Consider the following 17,625-nt stretch of genomic DNA (forward strand, 5'->3'; position numbering starts at 1 on the left):
TTCAAGGACAGCCCGCCCGGATTCGACCCGACCGCCGCCGCGGACGCCTTCGGCGCCGACGACGACGCGGACGCCGGTTTCGTGGAGACCGAGCAGTACTGATCGCTGCGCCGCGGCCGTGGTCAGGACAGACACGGCCCGGCGGAGGGTCACCCCCGTGTTCCGGAAGCGGGGGTGGCAGACGTGGCGCGACCGGGATGAACCGTCGATGCGCGGCCTGCGGCCCGCCGCGAATGGCCAACGGAGTGTTCCGCGGATGTGTCGGGCGGCGCGTGGTCGGAGTGTCAGCCATGCTGGAACAGGGCGGCATCCGTTCTGGCAGCAAGGAGCTCCATATGCGCACCGACCCGGTCGGACGATTCCTGGCAGCCCTGGACCCGGGGCAGCGCGAGGCCGTCGGCGCCAAGCCGCGCCAGGAGCAAGAACGCCTCGCGGCGGCCTGGGAACGCGAACTGGAATCGGACGACGAACTCGACACCCTCGACGAACTGTCTCCGCCGGCCGCGGAGGCCGAGGCCGCTCGCCGCGTCATGGATCGCGGGACCGGCTGAGGGCCGCCGACCGCCACGTCGACGCCCGCGGGGCACCGGCATCCGTCCCCGCGGCCGGGCAACGGGCGCGCCCGCCGAGCCCGCCCGGATCTCCCCCGGCCGGTGGCCGACGCACCCTCCTGGCCCTTCTCTTCACTGATCCCCCGGTGGGACGGCGCAGCAGCTCTCCCCGCGCCACGCCTCGCGCCCCTCCTTGACCGCGACGGCGGCGATGACCAGGGCGGCTGTCGGACAGACAGGTGCACAGGAGGGTCTGCTGGGAGTCGGCCACCACCGAGGCGGAGCCGAGTTCGCGGCCGGCGCGGCGCTGGGCCGCCGGCAGGAACGGTATGACGGCGAGGGAGAGCGCGGCAAGGACGATGCCGGGTGTGGAGTGCCGGGCTTCGCGCGGCCACCATCACCTACAACGTCATCGGGCGGTGAACATCGAGCACGGCCGCACTCTGAGCGAAGCCCGGTGCGGTGGCTCGCTTTCCGCAGGACAGGAAGCAGGGCCGCCGTTCAGGGTGCCGGAGCCGAGGGTTCCGTCGTGTCCGAGGTCGTCACGGTGAGCCCACGGTCCACGGCATACGTCTGCCCGCCATGCCGGATGTTGGCCTGGGCGCGGCGGTACGCTCGTCGGCCCGGTGGGTCCGCGGCGCGGTTCTGCTCGTCCCGACGGGCGGTCAACTCCGCGAGCATGGCACGGACTTCATCGACCGGCAGCACCGGAAGGTCCACCGTCCGGGCCTGCCGGGCGGCGGTCTGCACCTCCAGGTAGGCGTTTGCGCAGGTCGTCGCATGGGTCATGCGCTGGGGCGCGTTCACTGTGGTCATGATGGCGCTGAGCCCGGCGGAAACGAGCGCGAGGATGCCCGCCGCCACGCGCCCGGTCGATTCGACCAACACGGTCGTACCGGCCACTGCTGCCAACAGGCCGGTCGGGATGCCCAGCATCAGGTGTACACCCCGCCAGTGCTTTCCGGTCTCGAACTGCATCTGGGCGCTGTACATCGCGCTTTCCTCGAGCCGTCGGAGCTCGTCGGCGATCGCCGCCCGCCGGACCCCGGGATCGGCTTGTGAGGTGTCAGCCATCGTGTCTCCTCGTCGTCCGTGTCAGCCGGTGACATCCTCCCGGTAGAGCCGGAGGGCCACGGATACGGAGTGACCTGCGGGAAGCGCCGTCGCGGCTGCGTCCCACAGACGCTGGGTGGCCGTGGACGAGGCACGCAGCGAAGGCAGGAGTTCGACCGCGGGGATGGTGCGCAACGCCGCGAACGGTACGGCAGGCTCGTCCGCGACCAGTTCGAATCGGTCCGGCGGAGCGAACAGGTCGAGAACCCCCAGCAGGGATCCAGCCCTCCTGCGCAGGGCAATCCAGAGGCGGCGCGGTTCCGAGTCCGCCGTACGGACGAACAGGGGTGCCACGAGGTCGTCGGCCACGGCGGCCCACGCGCCCTCGTCCGTGTCGGCGGGGAACGTCAGGGTCACCCGTACGCGGCCGCCGGGGGTGTGCTCCGCCTTCGCCTCGAACAGCTCGTCCCGGACGGCCTTTCGGTAGCTGGCCCCGGTCGTACGGGCCGCCGCGGGCAGCACGGGATCCAGGCGGAGGGACAGGGAAGGCGAGCGTCCGGCCGCAGGCTCGTGAAAGCGCGAGCCGATCACCCGGGCGGTGTGCCGGAGGAGGGGGTCCCGTGCGCTCAGGCGTTCAGCCAGCCGCGCGAGCCGCTGGGCGGTGGGAGGGGGGATTCTCGCCGACGGGGCGGCCAGCAGGCCGGTCATGAGGGACGCGGCTTCGTGACGCAGGGCTGCCGGCTCCCGGCCTTCCCGCATACCGCGTTCCAGGACCGCCAACGGGCCGGCCAGACGCCTCGCCGCCGGGGTGAACCAGTGTCGGAGTTCACGGCCCGGAGGCCGGACAGGCCCGGTTTCGTCGAGCATGGTCAGGACGTTGCCCACGACCATGTCCAGATCGGCCCAGGGCAGCGCGTGGAAGAGGGCCGGGGGCGGGTCGGTCTCGACCGTCAGCCGGTGCAGCAGGGCGTGCCTGAGATCGAGGCTCTCTCCGCCGAGGACCCGCAGGACGTCCGGCCCCGTGGGCGGGGCGTCCCACCCCTGCTCGATGCGGGCGATCAGGTCCGTCCCCTCGGCGCTCACCCGCAGGGGACAGCCGTAGTCGTCCAGTTCGGCGTAGACCGTGCCGTGTCCGGGGTGTTGGAGCGCCAGAGTACGGCCGGCCGGGCCGTCGTCCCGCCCGGCGTTCACGCTTGTCCTTCGCCAGGCCGGGTCCTGGAACAAGGGAAGCGCCCGTGCGTCGGTGCGTTCGGCTCCGTCGTTCACCGGGCCCGTGACGCGGTGGGTGCCGGGCTCGGAGCCGGCAATGCCGAGCCGTGCGACCCAGCGGGCGAGCGGCCGGTGCGGGGCGGGGGCGGTGTCACTCACTGGTGGTCCGCCGTCCGTTCAGTGCTCCCCAGCAGCGTCTTGAGCAGGTACTCCACGCCCGGCCCCAGCGTGCTCGCCGTGGCCGTCTGCCGGTCCGCGGGGACATCGCCCAGGCACTCGTTGTGGAGGGCCTGCACCTGGGCCCAGGCCTGGTCACCCCGCTCTCGGACGCGGCCTGCCAGGTCGTGGGGAAACTCGTCCGTCCAGGAACGGAGTTCGCACGTGTCCACCGGGGCGTCGTTTTCCCAGCGCACGAGGAACTTCACCGCCCGCAGTGCCAGCGCGGCACGGACCAGGGGATCGGTCGATCGCTCGACGGGGACCAGGGCGCGCTTCGGGGCCGACAGGTGCCGTAGACCGTTCTCGCCGGCGTCGATGACGAGGTGGCGCTCGAAGTCGTAGAGGATGCTGTTGACGGTGAAGTCCCGTTGCCTGCTGTCGGCAACGAGATCGGTGCCGGTGGCCGGGACCCCGAAGCCGCCCAGCCCCAGGCCCCGGTACTCGATCAGCGGGCTGGACAGATCGGTGTCGAGCACAGTGCAGACCAGAGTGTCGGGGCTCACCGGGGTTCTGAGCTCGTAGGTCTCGCCGTCCTCCTCCAGCGTGCGGCGGGCCAGCTCCGCGAAGCGACCCGCCGGTGCGGTGCCCGTCAGATCCAGGTCCCTGACCGCCTCGCGGCCGCGGCCGGCGACCAGTTCCCGGGGAGCCCCGCCGCTCAGCCAGAGTTCGTGTCCGACCGCGCGTATGGTCCGGGCGATGGGGTGGAGCACTCGCGTCCAGGGTGCGGACCCGTCGGCCAGGAGGTCGTTCACGGCGGCCGGGAGACACGGTGACCTGCGTGCGGCGGGCACTACCGCCTTCTCCGGCAGTCTGTCGTGAGGGAGCCTCTCGTCCCCGCCGCCCGGAGGCCGGGCGGCGGGGACGGCGCGTTGTGCGGACCGCGCACCGTGGCCGTCGCCCTCGGTCAGGAGGCGGTCGTGGTGTGCGGCGGCCGGAAGCCCTGCCTGTGGCGGCACGTAGGTGAAGCCGAGAACGCGTTCGCCGGCCACCAGGTCTCCTCCCATGACCGGGCCGTCAGCGGCGCGGCGTTCCTCTGTGTCCCGGACCGGCGAGTACGGCGGGCAGTTCCGGCCGCAGTGGCAATTCGCTGCCTCTCCCCCGACCGGACCGGCGCCCCCGACGTCTTCCGTGCAGGTCATGGCTCGTACCTTCCCACCCACAGGGCCTTGCCGCCCGATCCGCTCCGCAATTGCAGCCGCTGCCCGAATTCCGGCTCGTAGACCTGGCCCTGGTAGGTGTCGGTGCTCTCCGCCACCGGAATGTCCAGCAGGGCGATGTCGTGGAGCTGTGCGGCGGTGCAGGTGATGTCCTGCTCGGGCTCGTCGACGCAGCGGTGTGCCGCGAGCCCGGGGAACACAAGGCCGTTCTCGGTCAGCCCCGGATGGCTGCTCAGCAACCGCACCAGCTCCGCACGGCCCTTGGCGGAACGCACAGCGGTCCGGGTCTCGTCGTCGCAGGGGTCACACAGTGCCAGGAGGCGGGCGGCGTCGTCCTTCGCGGCCGCATCCTTGATGCGCTGCGCCAGCGCCCGCAGATGTGCCGGGACCGGCTCCGCCCGGTCGGTCGTGCGCGCCACTCCCTTCTGTTCGGGCTGTGCCGCCGGGACAGGTGTCGCCGCCTTCGCGGTTTCAGCCGGGGTGAAGACGAAGTCGGACACCCGAGAGCCCAGGACATGGCGCTCGCCGTTCCGGTCCGTGAACTCCAGGTCGCCGAGGAGCGGGAGGTAGAACTCTTCGTCCTTCCGCTTCTGGGGCCGCTCGGGCACCAGAAGCCGTGCCATGCGCCCCTGGGCGCCGTATCCGACCGCCCGCATACCTGACCCGAGGTAGCTCCACCGACCGTCGCGCAGGTGGTACGACACGAATCGCTCGGGCGGCACGGCCTGGCATCCGACGTTCGGCCCGAAGGTCACGGTGAGCCCGCCGCCTGCCCATGCGAGGCCGGTCACGGTCACCCGGTCCTGGAGGAGGGCACGGGTCATCGCTGCGTCGGCGGGGCGCTCGGGTGTCTCGCGGCCCTTTTCGCCGTAGGTCGCCAGCAACACATTGCCGACGTTCCAGCAGGCTCCGCCGGAGTCGGCCGAGTACCAGCCGATGTGCCGGCCGTCGGGCGATGCCAGGCCCTCGTGAAACGACGTGGGCGCACGGGCGGGAAGGAACGGCCGGACCGTGCCGGACCGGTCGGCGGCAAGCAGCTGGTACTGACCGCGTCCGGCCTCCTGCTCGGGCAACGGGCTGGCGATCGTCACCGCGTCCCGGCCGCCGACGGCGACCTTGGCATAGTCCCCTTGCGGGGCGCTGAGCGGTGCGCGTCGGACCTGGCCGCGCGCGGTGAAAAGGAGAAGCGCGTCGCCGTCGGTGGTCAGTGTGGCGACGTCGTCGCCGAGGAAGCCGACGCCCCGACAAGGGCAGGGCGTCGTCCGCTCGCGGCTCGTCGCCATGTCGAGGCGGTGCAGCCTGCGTCCGTCCGGGCTGTCGTTCTCGTCGTCGATCCACGCCAGCGCCGATCCGTCGGGGGACCATCGGACGTCGTCGGCGGCGGCGCTCAGCCGTGCGCCCCGCCAGGTCCGGCCGGCCGCGTCCGCCAGAACGATCTCCCGTGCATGCGGCCGGACGAACGCGAGAACAGCGCTTCCGTGGGCGGTTCCCGGCCCGTTCCCGTCCGATGCGTCGTCCCCACCGCCGGGCACGTCACAGCTCGCGCCCAGCAACGCCGCCCCCGCGATCAGGGCCGCCGCCCGTCTCAACCATGCGCCGCGCCGGTTCACTCGGCCACGCCCTTGCACAGGTCGATGTACGACACGGACTCGTCCACGTACTTCTCCCACTCGCTGTGCGACAGACCGCCGTCGGTCCAGTCGCACATCCGCCGCTCGAGCGAGCCCTCCGTCATCTTCCAGATGTTGACGCCGCCCGGGCGCCTGAGGTCACGCCGGGGCGGCAGAGCGGCTCCCGTGAGGTAGACACCGTCCGGTGACCACCGCACCTGCACCACGGTGTTGCCATCGGTGTCGCGCAGTGGCGGCATCGCCTGCTGCCCGGTCCTGAGGTTGTGCACGAGGACGTGGTCCCCCATCGCCGAAGCCACCAGCCGGCCGTCCGGGGAGATCGCGATGTCCTGGGGAAGTTCCCCCACGGGCAGACGCAGGGGTTTGCGCAGCGGAGTCAGCTTCTTGGCGTCGAGCAGACTGACGGTGCCTCTGGTCCAGGCGAGAGCGGCGAGCCGGGCCCCGTCCTTCGAGATCGACAGCCGTACGACGTCGGGAGCGGCAACCGTGCGCAGCTTCTCTCGGGTCACGAGGTCCACCATGACCAGCCGGGTCTTCGCCCCCTTGCCCGAGGTGAAGATGCCCGTCGTGCCTTGGATCGCCATGGCTGTGGAGTCGCCACGGAGGGAAATCGTGCCGAGGCGCCGCCAGTTGCGGGTCGACCAGACACCCACGTCTCCGAGGGCGTTGCGTGCCACCATCAGGTTGGCCTTCGGAACGAAACCGACCTGGGCGACGATGCGGTCCTCAAGCTTGCGTGTGCGGTCCTGTTCGGGGGACATGAGGAGTTCCGTGAGGTGGTACCCGTCCTTCTTCCACACGTTCACAGCAGCGAGGCCTCTGCTCTGGCCTGCGGCGGCCACGAACTTGTCGGTCATCGCGAGGCCGTTGATGTACCCGGCCGACGCGGGATAGTCGACGACCGGCTCGTACGAGGCTGCCGCGGCGCCGGCCATCTCGGGTGCGGAGTCGAGGTCGATCGTGTAGGCGCCGTAAGAGGTGTTCGTCATGAAGTCGGTGAGCAGCAGGGTGTGTCCCGGGCCGAAGGCCACGCCGGTGGACGGCTGGGCAGGGGGCAGGGCTCGCTGCACGGGATGGTTGCCGAGCACGGTGACGCGGGCGTCGCCCGCAGCCACGACCGTTCCGTCCTCGGCACGCACGGCGGCGACGGAACGCCCGCCGCTCGGCACGGACAGCGGCTCGGGAGAACTGTCGAGTCCGGGCTCCACGGGAATCACGGCCGTGCCGCTCGGCCCGGCGATCACGACGTCGCCGCCGTCGAGTTCCATCGCTTCAGGGCGGGTGGACAACCCGCCCAGCGGATAGGCGATTCTGCTGCGGGTGGCGCGGTCCCAGGCCAGGATCCCGCCACCCGCGGCCAGGGTCACCACGTCTTCATCCGCCTGGACCACAGTCGCGTTGCCGGGGACCTGCTCGGCCGGGACGAGGTGCGACACCTTCTTCGCCCGGAGGTCCACGGCCACGACGTCGTTCGTCGTGAGCAGGAGAACGGCTTGGTCGGCGGCGCGATCGGAGCCGTCGTAGGAGCCGGGCACGACGTCGGCGCTGATCGCCATGCGGCCCGACGGCAGCAGGGCGAGAAGCTTCGTGCCGGCGATGTCCTTCAACCGCACACAACTGGTCACCGTGCGGCTGACGGGGTCGACGGTGGCCACGGCGCCCTCGTCCCACACGGTGGTGAGCGCGGAACCGTTGGCCGTGAAGCCCATGCCCACGATCTCAGCGTAGGGCCCGACGCAGGACGGCGCCTTCAATGTCCCCAGGGCCTGCGGTCTGTCGCCCGACGCGTCGAAGAGCCTCAGGTCCCTGCCGTCATGGGCGGCGAGGATGCCCGATTCGACACCGCGGGCGAGTCCGGCCGCCCGCCCCTTCACCTCGGCCAGCTTCCGCCCCGACCGGGTGTCCCAGACCCGGATCGCGTCGTCGGCACCCGAGGTGTACGCCCGGTGGCCCGCGTTGTCGACGGCAAGGACGTCCACGAGGGTCTCGTCGGCCGCCCAACTGCGCACAGTGTTGCGGTTGGTCTCCAGGACCTCCTGGATGGCGTCCTTGGCCTCCTTGTTCCCGGAATCGATCTCGTACCCGGCGAGGGCCAGCAGCCCGGCCGTGCGCGGCTCGCTGCTCTTGAGGCGAACGGCCTGTGCGGCGAGTCGGGCTGCCTCCGCCCGGCGGTTGTTCTTCTCGTTCTCGCCGCTGGCGACACCCCACGCCACCAGCGAGGCGACCAGAGCTGTGGACAGCACGCCGGCCCCCAGTCGGGACACCACGCGCTTGTCCAGACGCCGGACCTGCTTGGCGGCCTCGTCCACGGTGACCACGCCGACGACGTCGGCCTGCCCGTTGATCTCGCGTGCCTTGTCCTTGTCCCGCTCCGGTACGACGACCCGCTCGCCGTCCTCCACCACGCTGAGCTTGGTCTCGTATCCGGTCACGGACTCGATGACCCGGGGATTGGAAGCGGACACCGCGCCGACGACCGCCGTACGGGGATTGACCCTCCGAACCCGCATCGGCCCGAGCCGGCTGCCCCTGATCCTGGCCAGTTCCGTGAGCAGGACGGCGAAGGCCGCCCCGAATGAGGAATCGTTCACGTGATCGACGGGACCGTCACCGTTGCTCAGCGACCAGAGCACCGCTCCGTCCAGTTTCGCGGGGTACGCGGTCCGCCAGGCGTCGTCGAGCGAGCGCCGGAACCCCTCGTCACCCAGAAAGGTCGACATGCTGCGCGGATCCGGCAGCAGACCCGGGGGCAGCCCGCGCACCAGATCCAGTCGGAGCTCGAAGCGCGCGCCGACGCTGCCACGGTCGGCGAGCACGGTCAGCCGTGGCCCTTTGACAGGCTTGGGCAGCCCTCCGTCAAGGGCGAGCAGCACCAGCACCAGGTGCCCGCGGACCGAGGCGGGAACGCCGTCGGCGGACATCAGCCGGGCCAGCCGCTCAGCGTGCGGCGAGCCGGCCGGCCGGCTCCGGGCGCCGGCCTCCTCGTCCGTCCCGGGTGCCCCGGCGGCACTGCGCAGCAGCCAGGAGGTTCCGGTCCGCAGATGTCCTTCAGCCTCGTCGGGCTCCCCGACGAGAGCGAGGCCGAGGGCGGCACAGGCGCGCAGGGCGCGGGCCGGCGCCGGCTCGCCGTCGACGAACGGAGCCTCCACGGGCTCCCGTAACTGGACGTAGCCGGGCGCCTCGTCGAGCACGTCGTGCAGCGGCGTCCGGTCGGCCATCACCTGCCGCAGCGTCGTCGCGTCCTCCTCCGCGACGCAGTGCGTGAGAAAGCCCCACAACGACTGGCTCTCCCCGATGAGCCGGGACAACAGATCCCATTCATTGGTCTCGGGCGGCAAGCGGTGCAGCAGTTCGCGTACCGCGGAGGGGAGCATGCGTTCTTCGGCCACGACTGCCTTTCCTGCTGCACGATTTGTGAGAGGTCATCCTGGCAGCAAGCAGGCCCAAATGACGCCGGATCAACCGGATTTGAGGGACAGTCGGGTTTTCGACATCCGAGCGAGTTCACAACCTCATCACCAGGAACACGGGAAACAGAAGCATCAATTCGCATTCATGTGCGATGGAATTCGAACTCTCCGAGGTGTGTGCGTATATGCCACAGCCGCCCGGCGGCTCTGCCATTCTTTCCCGGCACGAGCGACCACTCGATCGAAGGAGAGCAGTGGCCTCCAAGACCCCGCCCCGGCGTCTCCGGCGACTTCTGTGTCTGCTCGGCGCTGCTCTCCTGCTCCCCGCCTGTCAAGGCGGAGGAGACGACAACCGGCCAGGTCCCGACGCGGCCGCAGCGCAATGGCGTCAGATCCCCCTGACCGAACTGCCCCCGGCGTTCTTCGGGCTGTCGGCCCGCTCGCTCGTCTCGGCGAGGGACGGATTCCTGCTCGCGGGCCGCACACAGAGCGGCGGATCGGAGTTGTACCGCTCCGAGGACGGAATCAACTGGCGCGAGTCCCGGCCGTCGACACAGCAGATGTCGGTGGACGTCCTGGCCGAGCGGGACGGTGACGTCATCGCCGCCGGCCGGCTCTTCCGGGACGGGGAGGAGCTTCCGGCGGTCATGCGCCATCGAGGCAAGGGCCGGTGGGGAAAGGTCGAGACCCTGCCCGCAGGCAGCGCCACCGACGTGGTGCTGGCCACTGCCCTGGGACCGCACGGCGCCGTCGTGGTGGGGCACGACGGTGGACCGTTCGACACGACGACCGACCGGCAGAGAGGCCGCAGCCTTCGTATCTGGGTCTCGACGGATTCAGAACCCTTCGGCGCGCCGCACGACGTGGTCTGCCCCCAGTGGCCGGACCAGGCCCCCGAAGCAGGCGTCCTCGCCGACGAGGACGGGTTCACGGTGTGGGCGAAGTGCAGGGACGCCTGGGGCACATCGGCCTCCTTCACTCTGCAGAGCTCCGACGGCGAGGCCTGGCGGCGCAAGCCGGAACCCCCCATGCCGCTGTCCGTGCGCGCCGGCACGGCCGGTCCGTCGGGGGGTGCCAGGGTCGGCCAGGTCGTCACGGTCCAGGGCGGATACCTGGCGCTGGGGTCGGCGGAGTCGTCCACCAGGAGCACCGGAGCCCTGTGGTACTCCGCGGACGGCCGACGCTGGACGAGGGCGACCGGCGGCAAGGACGGCTTCCGGCAGTCGGTGCGGGTGAACGCCGCGGCCGAATACGACGGCACTCTGCTCGCCTTCGGTACCGATCCGGAACCGGACGGGCACCCGCCCGTCCGCACCCGCGTCTGGCTCGGCACCCCGTCCGGGCACTCCCCTGAACCGGTCCCCACACAGGGACACGGACTGTCGGCCATCACGGGGACCTGGAGCTGGGCCCAGGGCACGCTGAAAATCTCACGCCAGGGCGAGTTCACCTACCGCTACCGAGTCCTGCGCGACTGCGCCACCGAAGCCCCGCCCTGTGACGACGTATCCACGTCCACCTGGGGCGGACTCGTCACCGGCGCCCTCAAGGAAGGCCCCCGCGGCGCCCTCCAGGGCACCGTGCGCTCGGCCAACACGTCCGAGCGGGGCCACTCCCCCGGCGACCCGGTGACCGTGACCCGTGAGCCCTACAGCGCCGTCGGCCTCACCATCGACGACTCGGTCGTGGGCATCTTCTGCCACCCGGACGACTACGACGAACGCTGCCAGGACGTACACGGCTGAGCACCCGGAGTCCGCGCGCCTCCCGCGGGTGCGGCGTCGCGGCGGCTGACCGGCATGCCCGAACCGGAGCTGGACGAACGCATCAACCAACTGGCCGCGGATCTGGACGAGCTATGTGAACAAGGACGGCTCCAGCCGCGAGGAGGCGACCGCATCCGCGCTCGCGGTGCTCTTCGGAGTCAACGGCAGCACCCTCACCAGGGACGTCCACCAAGTCCAGCCCCTCCTGGCCGAGCACGGCTACACCATCACACCCTCGACAGCCAGGTTCCGCCGCCGAGGGCGGGCAGGAGTTGAGTCAACGGTCAACCAGTCGTGGACGCGGGGCCTCACCCGCGGATTCCGCGTCGGTGTCGTCGGTGCCGACCGGGCCGCGGGGAAGCATCCGGTCCAGCCACCTCGGCAGCCACCAGTTGGTCCGGCCGAGGAGTGTCATGGTCGCCGGCACCAGCACCATGCGTACGACCGTGGCGTCGATGAAGATCGCGGTGGCCAGGCCGAGCCCGAACATTTTGGTGGAGGGGTCCTCGGCGACGGCGAAGGACAGGAAGACCGCCACCATGATGAGGGCGGCCGAGGTGATGATCCGGGCGGTGCGCGAGACGCCCTCGACGATCGCCGTGCCGTTGTCGCCGGTACGCAGGTACTCCTCGCGTACGCGGGAGAGGAGGAACACCTCGTAGTCCATCGACAGGCCGAACAGGATGGCGAAGAGGAACATCGGGATGAACGACACGATCGGAACCGTCGCTTCCAGCCCGATGAGTGCGCCTCCCCAGCCCCACTGGAAGACCGCGACCATGATGCCGTAGGCCGCGCCGATGCTCAGCAGATTCAGCAGCACCGCCTTGAGCGGTACGAGTATCGAGCGGAAGACCAGCATCAGCAGCAGGAACGACATCGCCAGCACGGCGGCGACGAACACCGGAAGGCGTTCGCTGGTGCGTCGGCCCACATCGGACAGGCTCGCGGCGGCGCCGCCGACGTGGGCCCTGGCCGGGCCGTGCCCGATCGCCGTGGGCAGCACGTCGGTGCGCAGCCGGGCGATGGTGTCGGTCGTGGCCTTGTCCTGAGGGCTGGTGGTCGGGAACACCACGAGGGTCGCGATGCCGGTGGCCCGATCGATCTGCGTCGGCGCGACGGACGCGATGCCCGGATCCGACGCGACCGCCCCGACGAGTCGGTCCAGCACTCCCGGATCACCGGCGGGGTCCGCGGCGATGACGAGGGGACCGTTGGTGCCCGGGCCGAACCCCTCGGCGACGAGGTCGTAGGCGCGGCGCTCGGTACGGCTGGGGGGCAGTGAGCCGTCGTCGGGCAGGCCGACGCGCAGGCCGAGCACGGGCAGCGTCGCGGTCAGCAGCAGCCCCGCCGCGCCGACCGCGTACGGCACCGGGTGCCGGCTGACGTGCCCGATCCAGCGACGCCACCCGGCGGCGTGGGCGGCGCCTGCCGCCGGGTCCCGCCGCCGTGCGAGTCGGCCCGGCTTCCTGGTCTGCAGCGCCCGGCCGATCCGGCCGGCCCGGGCCAGGCGCGGGCCCGCCGCGCCGAGGAAGGCCGGCAGCAGCGTCACCGACGCCAGCACCATCGTCAGGACAACGATCGAGACGGCAACCCCGCCCACCGTCATGAACGGCACGTTCGCGACCGCCAGGCCGAGGATCGACACGACGACGGTGCCGCCGGCGAAGACCACCGGCCGCCCCGCCGTTGCCACCGCTCGTCCGGCCGCCGCCTGCGGATCGAGCCCGCGCGCGAGGTACTCCCGGTGCCTGGCGAGCACGAACAGCGCGTAGTCGATGCCCACTCCGAGCCCGACCATGCTGCCCAGGACGGGGGCGAAGGTCGGGACGTCCGTCACCCCCGCCAGTACCGTCATCGTGGCGACCCCGACGGTCAGCCCGAAGACCGCCATGCCGATCGGCAGCGCGGCGGCGACGAGCGAACCGAACGCCAGGAACAGGATCGCGGCCGCGGCGAGGAGGCCGATCAGCTCGCTTGCGCCGCCGTCGGCGTCGGAGAAGACGTAGAAGAGGTTTCCGCCCATCTCGATGCGCAGGGGCAACTCGGCGCGCAACCGGTCGCCGAGATCGACGAGGGCGTCGAGGTCCTCGGCCGACAGCCGGCTCTGGTCGGGGTACTGCACCCGGACGACCGCGATCCGCCCGTCGGCCGAGACTGGGCCGCCGCGCACGGCGGTGTCCTCGCCCGCGTCGAGTGCCCCCGCCGGGTCGCTCGTGCCGAGCACGTGCGGCAGCCGCTTCACCTCGGTCTGCAGCCGCGTGAGAGCGGTGCGCGCGCTGCCGCGGTCGAAGAACGTCGCACGGTCGTCGAGGGTGGTGACGACCACTTGGGCGGTCATCCCCTCCTGGCCGGTGCCTGCCCGCTCGATCAGTTCCGCGGCCCGTCGGGAGTCCAGTCCCGGAGCGGTCATCGAGTCCGCGGTCCGCCCGCCGAAGGCGACGGCGGCGAGGACCGCGAGCGTGACGACGATCAGCCATGCCGCGATCACCCGCCAGGGATGGCGGGCTGCGCCCCCGCCCAGGCGCAACAGGGCTTTCGAGAGCATCGGGTCCTCCAACCACCTCGTCGGCCGTCCTGTACGGCCGCCGATGCCGAGGCTCGTCGCCACGGCGCTCCGGGGCATCGGCTCGCGGGCCGCGGATCCGTCGGCCTCAAGTCGGAGTGACGCCCCGTCCTTTCGGCCGATGCGCGGCACGCCGCGGTCCCTACGCTGAGAACCGTGCTCCGAGACGACCTGCGAACCCTGTGGACCGAACCCCGGCCGCCCGACGCGCCCGCCCGGGTGTGGCGGGACTGGGCGCTGCTCGCCGCGGGCCTTGCCGGTGTGGTGCTGGAGGCCACCCTGCGCGATAACGTCGTGTGGCGTCCGGTGGCGGTGGTGTTCGCCGTATGGCTGTGCCTGCTTCCCCTGTGGCGCCGGACCCGGCCGCTGGCGATGGTGACGCTGGCGTTCGGCTCGGTGATCCTGCTTCAGGTGGCCTCGCTCGTCGCCGCGCCGAGCGAGCCCGTCGGCCTGTACACCGGCACGGTCGTGCTCGTGCTGGTGTACGCGCTGCCCCGGTGGGGATCGGGACGCGAGATCGTGCTGGGCGGCGCGGTGATCCTCGCGACCAGCGCGCTGTGTTCCGTCACGGACGAGACCCCGGTCGTCGAGAACGTCGTGGGCTTCGTCTTCCTGCTGCTGCCCGGCGTGGTCGGGGCTGCCGTGCGGTTCCGGGTGACCGCTCGCGAGCGGCAGTTGGACCAGGTGCGCTCCCGCGAGCGCGAGCAGCTCGCCCGGGAACTGCACGACACGGTGGCCCACCACGTGTCGGCCATGGTGATCATCGCCCAGGCGGGCCGGGTGCTCGCGGGCGCCGACCCGTCCGCCGCCGTCGAGGCGCTGGAGGGGGTCGAGGAGGAAGGAGCGCGCACGCTGGAGGAAATGCGCGCCATGGTCGCCGCGCTGCGCGACCACGGGGTCGACGCCGAGCTGGCGCCCCCTGCCGGAGTCGCGGATCTGGAGCGCCTGGTGCGCACCCCGGGTGGCCGCCTCAGGGTCGACCTGGGGCTCGACGGCGAACTGGACGCGCTGCCCCCGGCCGTGGACGCGGCCGTCTACCGGATCGTGCAGGAATCGGTGACCAACGCGCTGCGCCATGCGGTCGACGCGACCGATCTCGTCGTCCGGGTCGCCGCGGAACGGCACTCGGTGAGGGTGAGCGTGCGCGACAACGGCCGGCGCACCGGCCGAAGCCACGACGGATACGGACTCACCGGACTGCGCGAGCGCGCGACCCTGCTCGGCGGCACACTACGAGCCGGCCCGGGCACCGACCAGGGCTGGCATGTCGAAGCCGAACTGCCGAGAGCGAGGAGCGAGAGCGGTGTCCATTCGCGTCCTCGTCGCTGACGACCAGACGATCATCCGCACCGGGCTGCGGATCATGCTGAACGCCCAGCCCGGCATCGAGGTGGTCGGCGAGGCGGCCGACGGAGGGGAAGCCGTACGCCTGGCCCGCGAACTGCACCCCGACGTCTGCCTGTTCGACATCCGCATGCCCGTACTCGACGGGCTCGAGGCGACCCGACTGCTCGCCGGCCCGGGCGTCGCCGACCCCCTGGCCGTGGTCGTCATCACCACGTTCGACCTCGACGAGTACGTCTACGGCTCACTGCGTGCCGGCGCCCGCGGATTCCTCCTCAAGGACACGGGACCGGACCTTCTGGCGCAGGCCGTACGGTCGGCGTCCGACGGTGAGGCGCTCATCGCGCCCAGCGTCACCGTCCGTCTGCTCCAGGCATTCGCGGACCTGCCCGCCGGCCGGCCCGCGGCCCAGCCGGTCTCCCCCGTCACCGCCCGCGAGGAGCAGGTGCTCCTCGCCGTAGCTCGCGGGCTGACCAACACCGAGATCGCCGACGCACTGCACATCAGCCTCAGCACGGTGAAGACGCATCTGGCCAGCCTGATGGCCAAACTCGGCGCCCGCAACCGGGTCGAGATCGCGATGTGGGCCTACGAAACGCGCCGTATCCTCCCCGCAACCTGAGCCGGGTGCCGGGCCAAGTCCCATGAGTCCCCGCCCGGACATCAGTGCACCGGTCGGCTCGGCGAGGAGGAAGCGCAGCGGCGTTCTGGTCCTTCGCGGTGAAGCCGGGATCGGCAAGTCCGCCCTGCCAGCTGCTACGGCCCGAACGAGTTCCGGATTGGCCTCGTTGAGCACGCGCCGTGTGGAAGGCGAGGCGGAGATCGCCTTCTCCGGCTTGAGCGGGCTGCTGTTGCCGGCTGCCGCCCTCATATCCGGCCTACCCGATCCTCTCCGCGACCCCAAGTGCGGCGTGGCGCGGGAGGCTCCGGCCGCCCGCACCACAACACCTTCGCCGGATCTACCGGCCGCGCTCCTTCCATACCGTCACGACCGACGGCCGAGGCAGCTTTCCCGGCCCGTCCGGCCACGCCGACCCCGGCTGCTCGGCGCTGGCGCCGTCCGTCTCGCCGGGGTACTGGGGCGCGACCGGGATGCGGTCCTGGGTGATCGGGCCGGGCACCCTGGCCCTCCCGGCCCCCGGTACAGGCCAGGGTGAACTCCCCCTGCCGCCGCAGGCACTGGCTCTCGCCGCCGCGGCACTCGGAGCCGACGAGGACGCGGCCAGGGCGCTCACCACGGTCGCCGAGCGTGCGCGCCTCTGGGTTCACACAGCCATTGACAGTCGAAGTTCACTCAATGAAGATTGAGTCAATGAACGCTGAGTGGTCTGATTCGGTGGTGGCGCGAGCACAGCGGCACGCGGCGCTGGGGGAACCCGCGCGCCTGGCGATCATCGACCGTCTGCTGCTGGGCGACGCATCGCCCGGCGAACTCGGCCAGGACCTGGGCCTGCCCAGCAACCTCCTGGCCCACCACCTCAAGCTGCTCGAACAGGTCGGCCTCATCGAGCGGACCCGCTCCGAAGGTGACCGACGGCGCACCTACCTGCACCTACGGGTGCAGGCCCTGACCGACACCATGCCCACGCCCCTGCGGAGGGCGCCGCGCGTGGTGTTCGTCTGCACCCACAACTCCGCCCGTTCCCACCTCGCCGCCGCCCTCTGGAAGCGGCACAGCACCATCCCGACCGCCTCGGCAGGAACGGACCCCGCCCGGCGCATCCACCCACGCGCGGTCGCGGCGGCCCGCAAGCACGGCCTCTCGCTGGCACCCGCCCGCACCGCTCACATCGACGACACGCTGCAACCGGACGATCTCGTGGTCGCCGTCTGCGACCACGCCCATGAACAGCTCGGCCCCCGCATCCCGGACCGCCTGCACTGGTCCGTTCCCGATCCCACCCGCACCGGCACCGACGACGCCTTCGCCGACGCCCTGAGTGATCTCGCCGACCGGGTCGACCGGCTGGCGCCCGCCGTCCGCCCGCCTGGAGGCAGCGATGACTGAGACCGCGTCCTTCCCGCCCCGCAACCTGAGCATCGACCAGCAACTCGCGCTGCGCACCGCCGCCGGCCACCTCCGCCGCCGGTTCGACGGAATCTTCGGTGAGGAGACCATCGAACGGTTCCTGCACTCCAGCTACGACCAGTTCGCCGGCCGCAGCACCATCCCCAACTTCCTCCCCCTGCTCGCCGAACGCTTCGCCCGCCAGCGCCTGCACGCCCTGGCCAAGGTCGAAGGCCACATCACCGACGGCAAGCCCGTCGTGCTCTTCCTCTGCGTCCACAACGCCGGCCGCAGCCAGATGGCCATGGGCTTCTTCCAGCACCTGGCCGGCGACGGCGCGGTGGCCTGGTCGGGCGGCTCCGAACCCGGTTACGAGATCAACCCGTCCGCCATCGACGCGATGAGCGAGCGCGGCATCGACATCTCCCGCGAGTTCGCCAAGCCCTGGACCGACGAGATCGTCCGCGCCGCCGACGTCGTCGTCACCATGGGCTGCGGCGACGCCTGCCCCGTCTTCCCCGGCAAGCGCTACCTCGACTGGACCCTCGACGACCCCGCGGGCAAGACCGTCGACGACGTCCGCCCCATCCGCGACGAGATCGAGCGGCGCGTCCGGGGGCTTCTCGACGACCTCGGCGTCCCCGCACAGCACTGACCGCGCCCAGAGTACGCAGGGTGCCGGAAACCGCTCCGGGAGTCCGGGCTGGCTGC

13 protein-coding genes and 2 pseudogenes are annotated in these 17,625 nt (G+C 71.5%); 7 read left to right on the forward strand and 8 right to left on the reverse strand.

The annotated features are described in order from the left end of the window. Positions 1-335: 335 nt before the first annotated feature. The gene (locus AC3ETA_RS16215) at positions 336-551 is read left to right on the forward strand and encodes a hypothetical protein (protein WP_432193587.1); all 216 of its coding nucleotides are present in this window, start codon (positions 336-338) and stop codon (positions 549-551) included. Positions 552-683: 132 nt separating this feature from the next. Here the strand turns inward: AC3ETA_RS16215 and AC3ETA_RS16220 are convergent. The 6 genes and pseudogenes from AC3ETA_RS16220 to AC3ETA_RS16245 all read right to left on the reverse strand — a co-directional run. Beyond that, positions 684-936: pseudogene (locus AC3ETA_RS16220) on the reverse strand (cation transporter); the annotation flags it as partial. Between the two features lie 116 nt (positions 937-1,052). Continuing rightward, a complete protein-coding gene (locus AC3ETA_RS16225) occupies positions 1,053-1,625 on the reverse strand; it encodes an SLATT domain-containing protein (RefSeq protein ID WP_432193588.1) in 573 nt (190 codons plus the stop codon). 21 nt (positions 1,626-1,646) lie between these two features. Continuing rightward, positions 1,647-2,972 carry a hypothetical protein gene (locus AC3ETA_RS16230; protein ID WP_432193589.1) on the reverse strand — a complete coding sequence of 442 codons (1,326 nt, stop codon included), beginning with the start codon at positions 2,970-2,972 and terminating at the stop codon, positions 1,647-1,649. After that, on the reverse strand, positions 2,969-4,021 hold the full coding sequence (locus tag AC3ETA_RS16235; protein ID WP_432193590.1) for a nucleotidyltransferase family protein: 1,053 nt from the start codon (positions 4,019-4,021) through the stop codon (positions 2,969-2,971). Before AC3ETA_RS16235 ends, AC3ETA_RS16230 begins: the two co-directional genes overlap by 4 nt. Positions 4,022-4,167: 146 nt before the next feature. Beyond that, positions 4,168-5,799, reverse strand: coding sequence for a TolB-like translocation protein (locus AC3ETA_RS16240; protein WP_432193591.1), 1,632 nt, complete (start codon positions 5,797-5,799; stop codon positions 4,168-4,170). Beyond that, on the reverse strand, positions 5,796-9,209 hold the full coding sequence (locus AC3ETA_RS16245) for a WD40 repeat domain-containing protein (RefSeq protein ID WP_432193592.1): 3,414 nt from the start codon (positions 9,207-9,209) through the stop codon (positions 5,796-5,798). Before AC3ETA_RS16245 ends, AC3ETA_RS16240 begins: the two co-directional genes overlap by 4 nt. A 275-nt stretch (positions 9,210-9,484) precedes the next feature. On the opposite strand from AC3ETA_RS16245, the gene AC3ETA_RS16250 reads away from it, so the two are divergent. Continuing rightward, positions 9,485-10,975, forward strand: coding sequence for a hypothetical protein (locus AC3ETA_RS16250; protein WP_432193593.1), 1,491 nt, complete (start codon positions 9,485-9,487; stop codon positions 10,973-10,975). Between the two features lie 24 nt (positions 10,976-10,999). Then, positions 11,000-11,249, forward strand: a pseudogene (locus AC3ETA_RS16255) (ISAzo13 family transposase); the annotation flags it as partial. A gap of 24 nt (positions 11,250-11,273) precedes the next feature. Here the strand turns inward: AC3ETA_RS16255 and AC3ETA_RS16260 are convergent. Next, positions 11,274-13,544 (reverse strand): MMPL family transporter, encoded by a 2,271-nt coding sequence (locus tag AC3ETA_RS16260; RefSeq protein WP_432193594.1) that lies wholly within the window; start codon positions 13,542-13,544, stop codon positions 11,274-11,276. 174 nt (positions 13,545-13,718) lie between these two features. On the opposite strand from AC3ETA_RS16260, the gene AC3ETA_RS16265 reads away from it, so the two are divergent. Next, the gene (locus tag AC3ETA_RS16265; protein ID WP_432193595.1) at positions 13,719-14,891 is read left to right on the forward strand and encodes a sensor histidine kinase; all 1,173 of its coding nucleotides are present in this window, start codon (positions 13,719-13,721) and stop codon (positions 14,889-14,891) included. After that, positions 14,866-15,528 (forward strand): response regulator, encoded by a 663-nt coding sequence (locus AC3ETA_RS16270; protein WP_432193596.1) that lies wholly within the window; start codon positions 14,866-14,868, stop codon positions 15,526-15,528. Before AC3ETA_RS16265 ends, AC3ETA_RS16270 begins: the two co-directional genes overlap by 26 nt. A gap of 337 nt (positions 15,529-15,865) precedes the next feature. On the opposite strand, the gene AC3ETA_RS16275 is transcribed toward AC3ETA_RS16270, so the two are convergent. Beyond that, complete coding sequence (locus AC3ETA_RS16275) at positions 15,866-16,027, reverse strand: hypothetical protein (RefSeq protein WP_432193597.1); 162 nt, start codon at positions 16,025-16,027, stop codon at positions 15,866-15,868. A 191-nt stretch (positions 16,028-16,218) separates the two neighbouring features. Between AC3ETA_RS16275 and AC3ETA_RS16280 the strand changes: the two genes are divergently transcribed. Together AC3ETA_RS16280 and AC3ETA_RS16285 are read left to right on the forward strand one after the other, a co-directional pair. Further along, a complete protein-coding gene (locus AC3ETA_RS16280) occupies positions 16,219-16,914 on the forward strand; it encodes an arsenate reductase/protein-tyrosine-phosphatase family protein (protein ID WP_432193598.1) in 696 nt (231 codons plus the stop codon). Then, positions 16,907-17,569: an arsenate reductase ArsC gene (locus AC3ETA_RS16285; protein ID WP_432193599.1), complete on the forward strand. Its 663-nt coding sequence runs from the start codon at positions 16,907-16,909 to the stop codon at positions 17,567-17,569. Before AC3ETA_RS16280 ends, AC3ETA_RS16285 begins: the two co-directional genes overlap by 8 nt. Positions 17,570-17,625: the final 56 nt, after the last annotated feature.

The organism is Streptomyces sp. bgisy027, from assembly GCF_057710365.1.

Excerpts from the sequence above, each read along its gene's own strand:
- AC3ETA_RS16285 (WP_432193599.1), top strand. The coding sequence starts at position 16,907 with ATGACTGAGACCGCGTCCTTCCCGCCCCGCAACCTGAGCATCGACCAG.
- AC3ETA_RS16260 (WP_432193594.1), bottom strand. The coding sequence starts at position 13,544 with ATGCTCTCGAAAGCCCTGTTGCGCCTGGGCGGGGGCGCAGCCCGCCAT.
- AC3ETA_RS16225 (WP_432193588.1), bottom strand. The coding sequence starts at position 1,625 with ATGGCTGACACCTCACAAGCCGATCCCGGGGTCCGGCGGGCGGCGATC.
- AC3ETA_RS16280 (WP_432193598.1), top strand. The coding sequence starts at position 16,219 with ATGAACGCTGAGTGGTCTGATTCGGTGGTGGCGCGAGCACAGCGGCAC.
- AC3ETA_RS16215 (WP_432193587.1), top strand. The coding sequence starts at position 336 with ATGCGCACCGACCCGGTCGGACGATTCCTGGCAGCCCTGGACCCGGGG.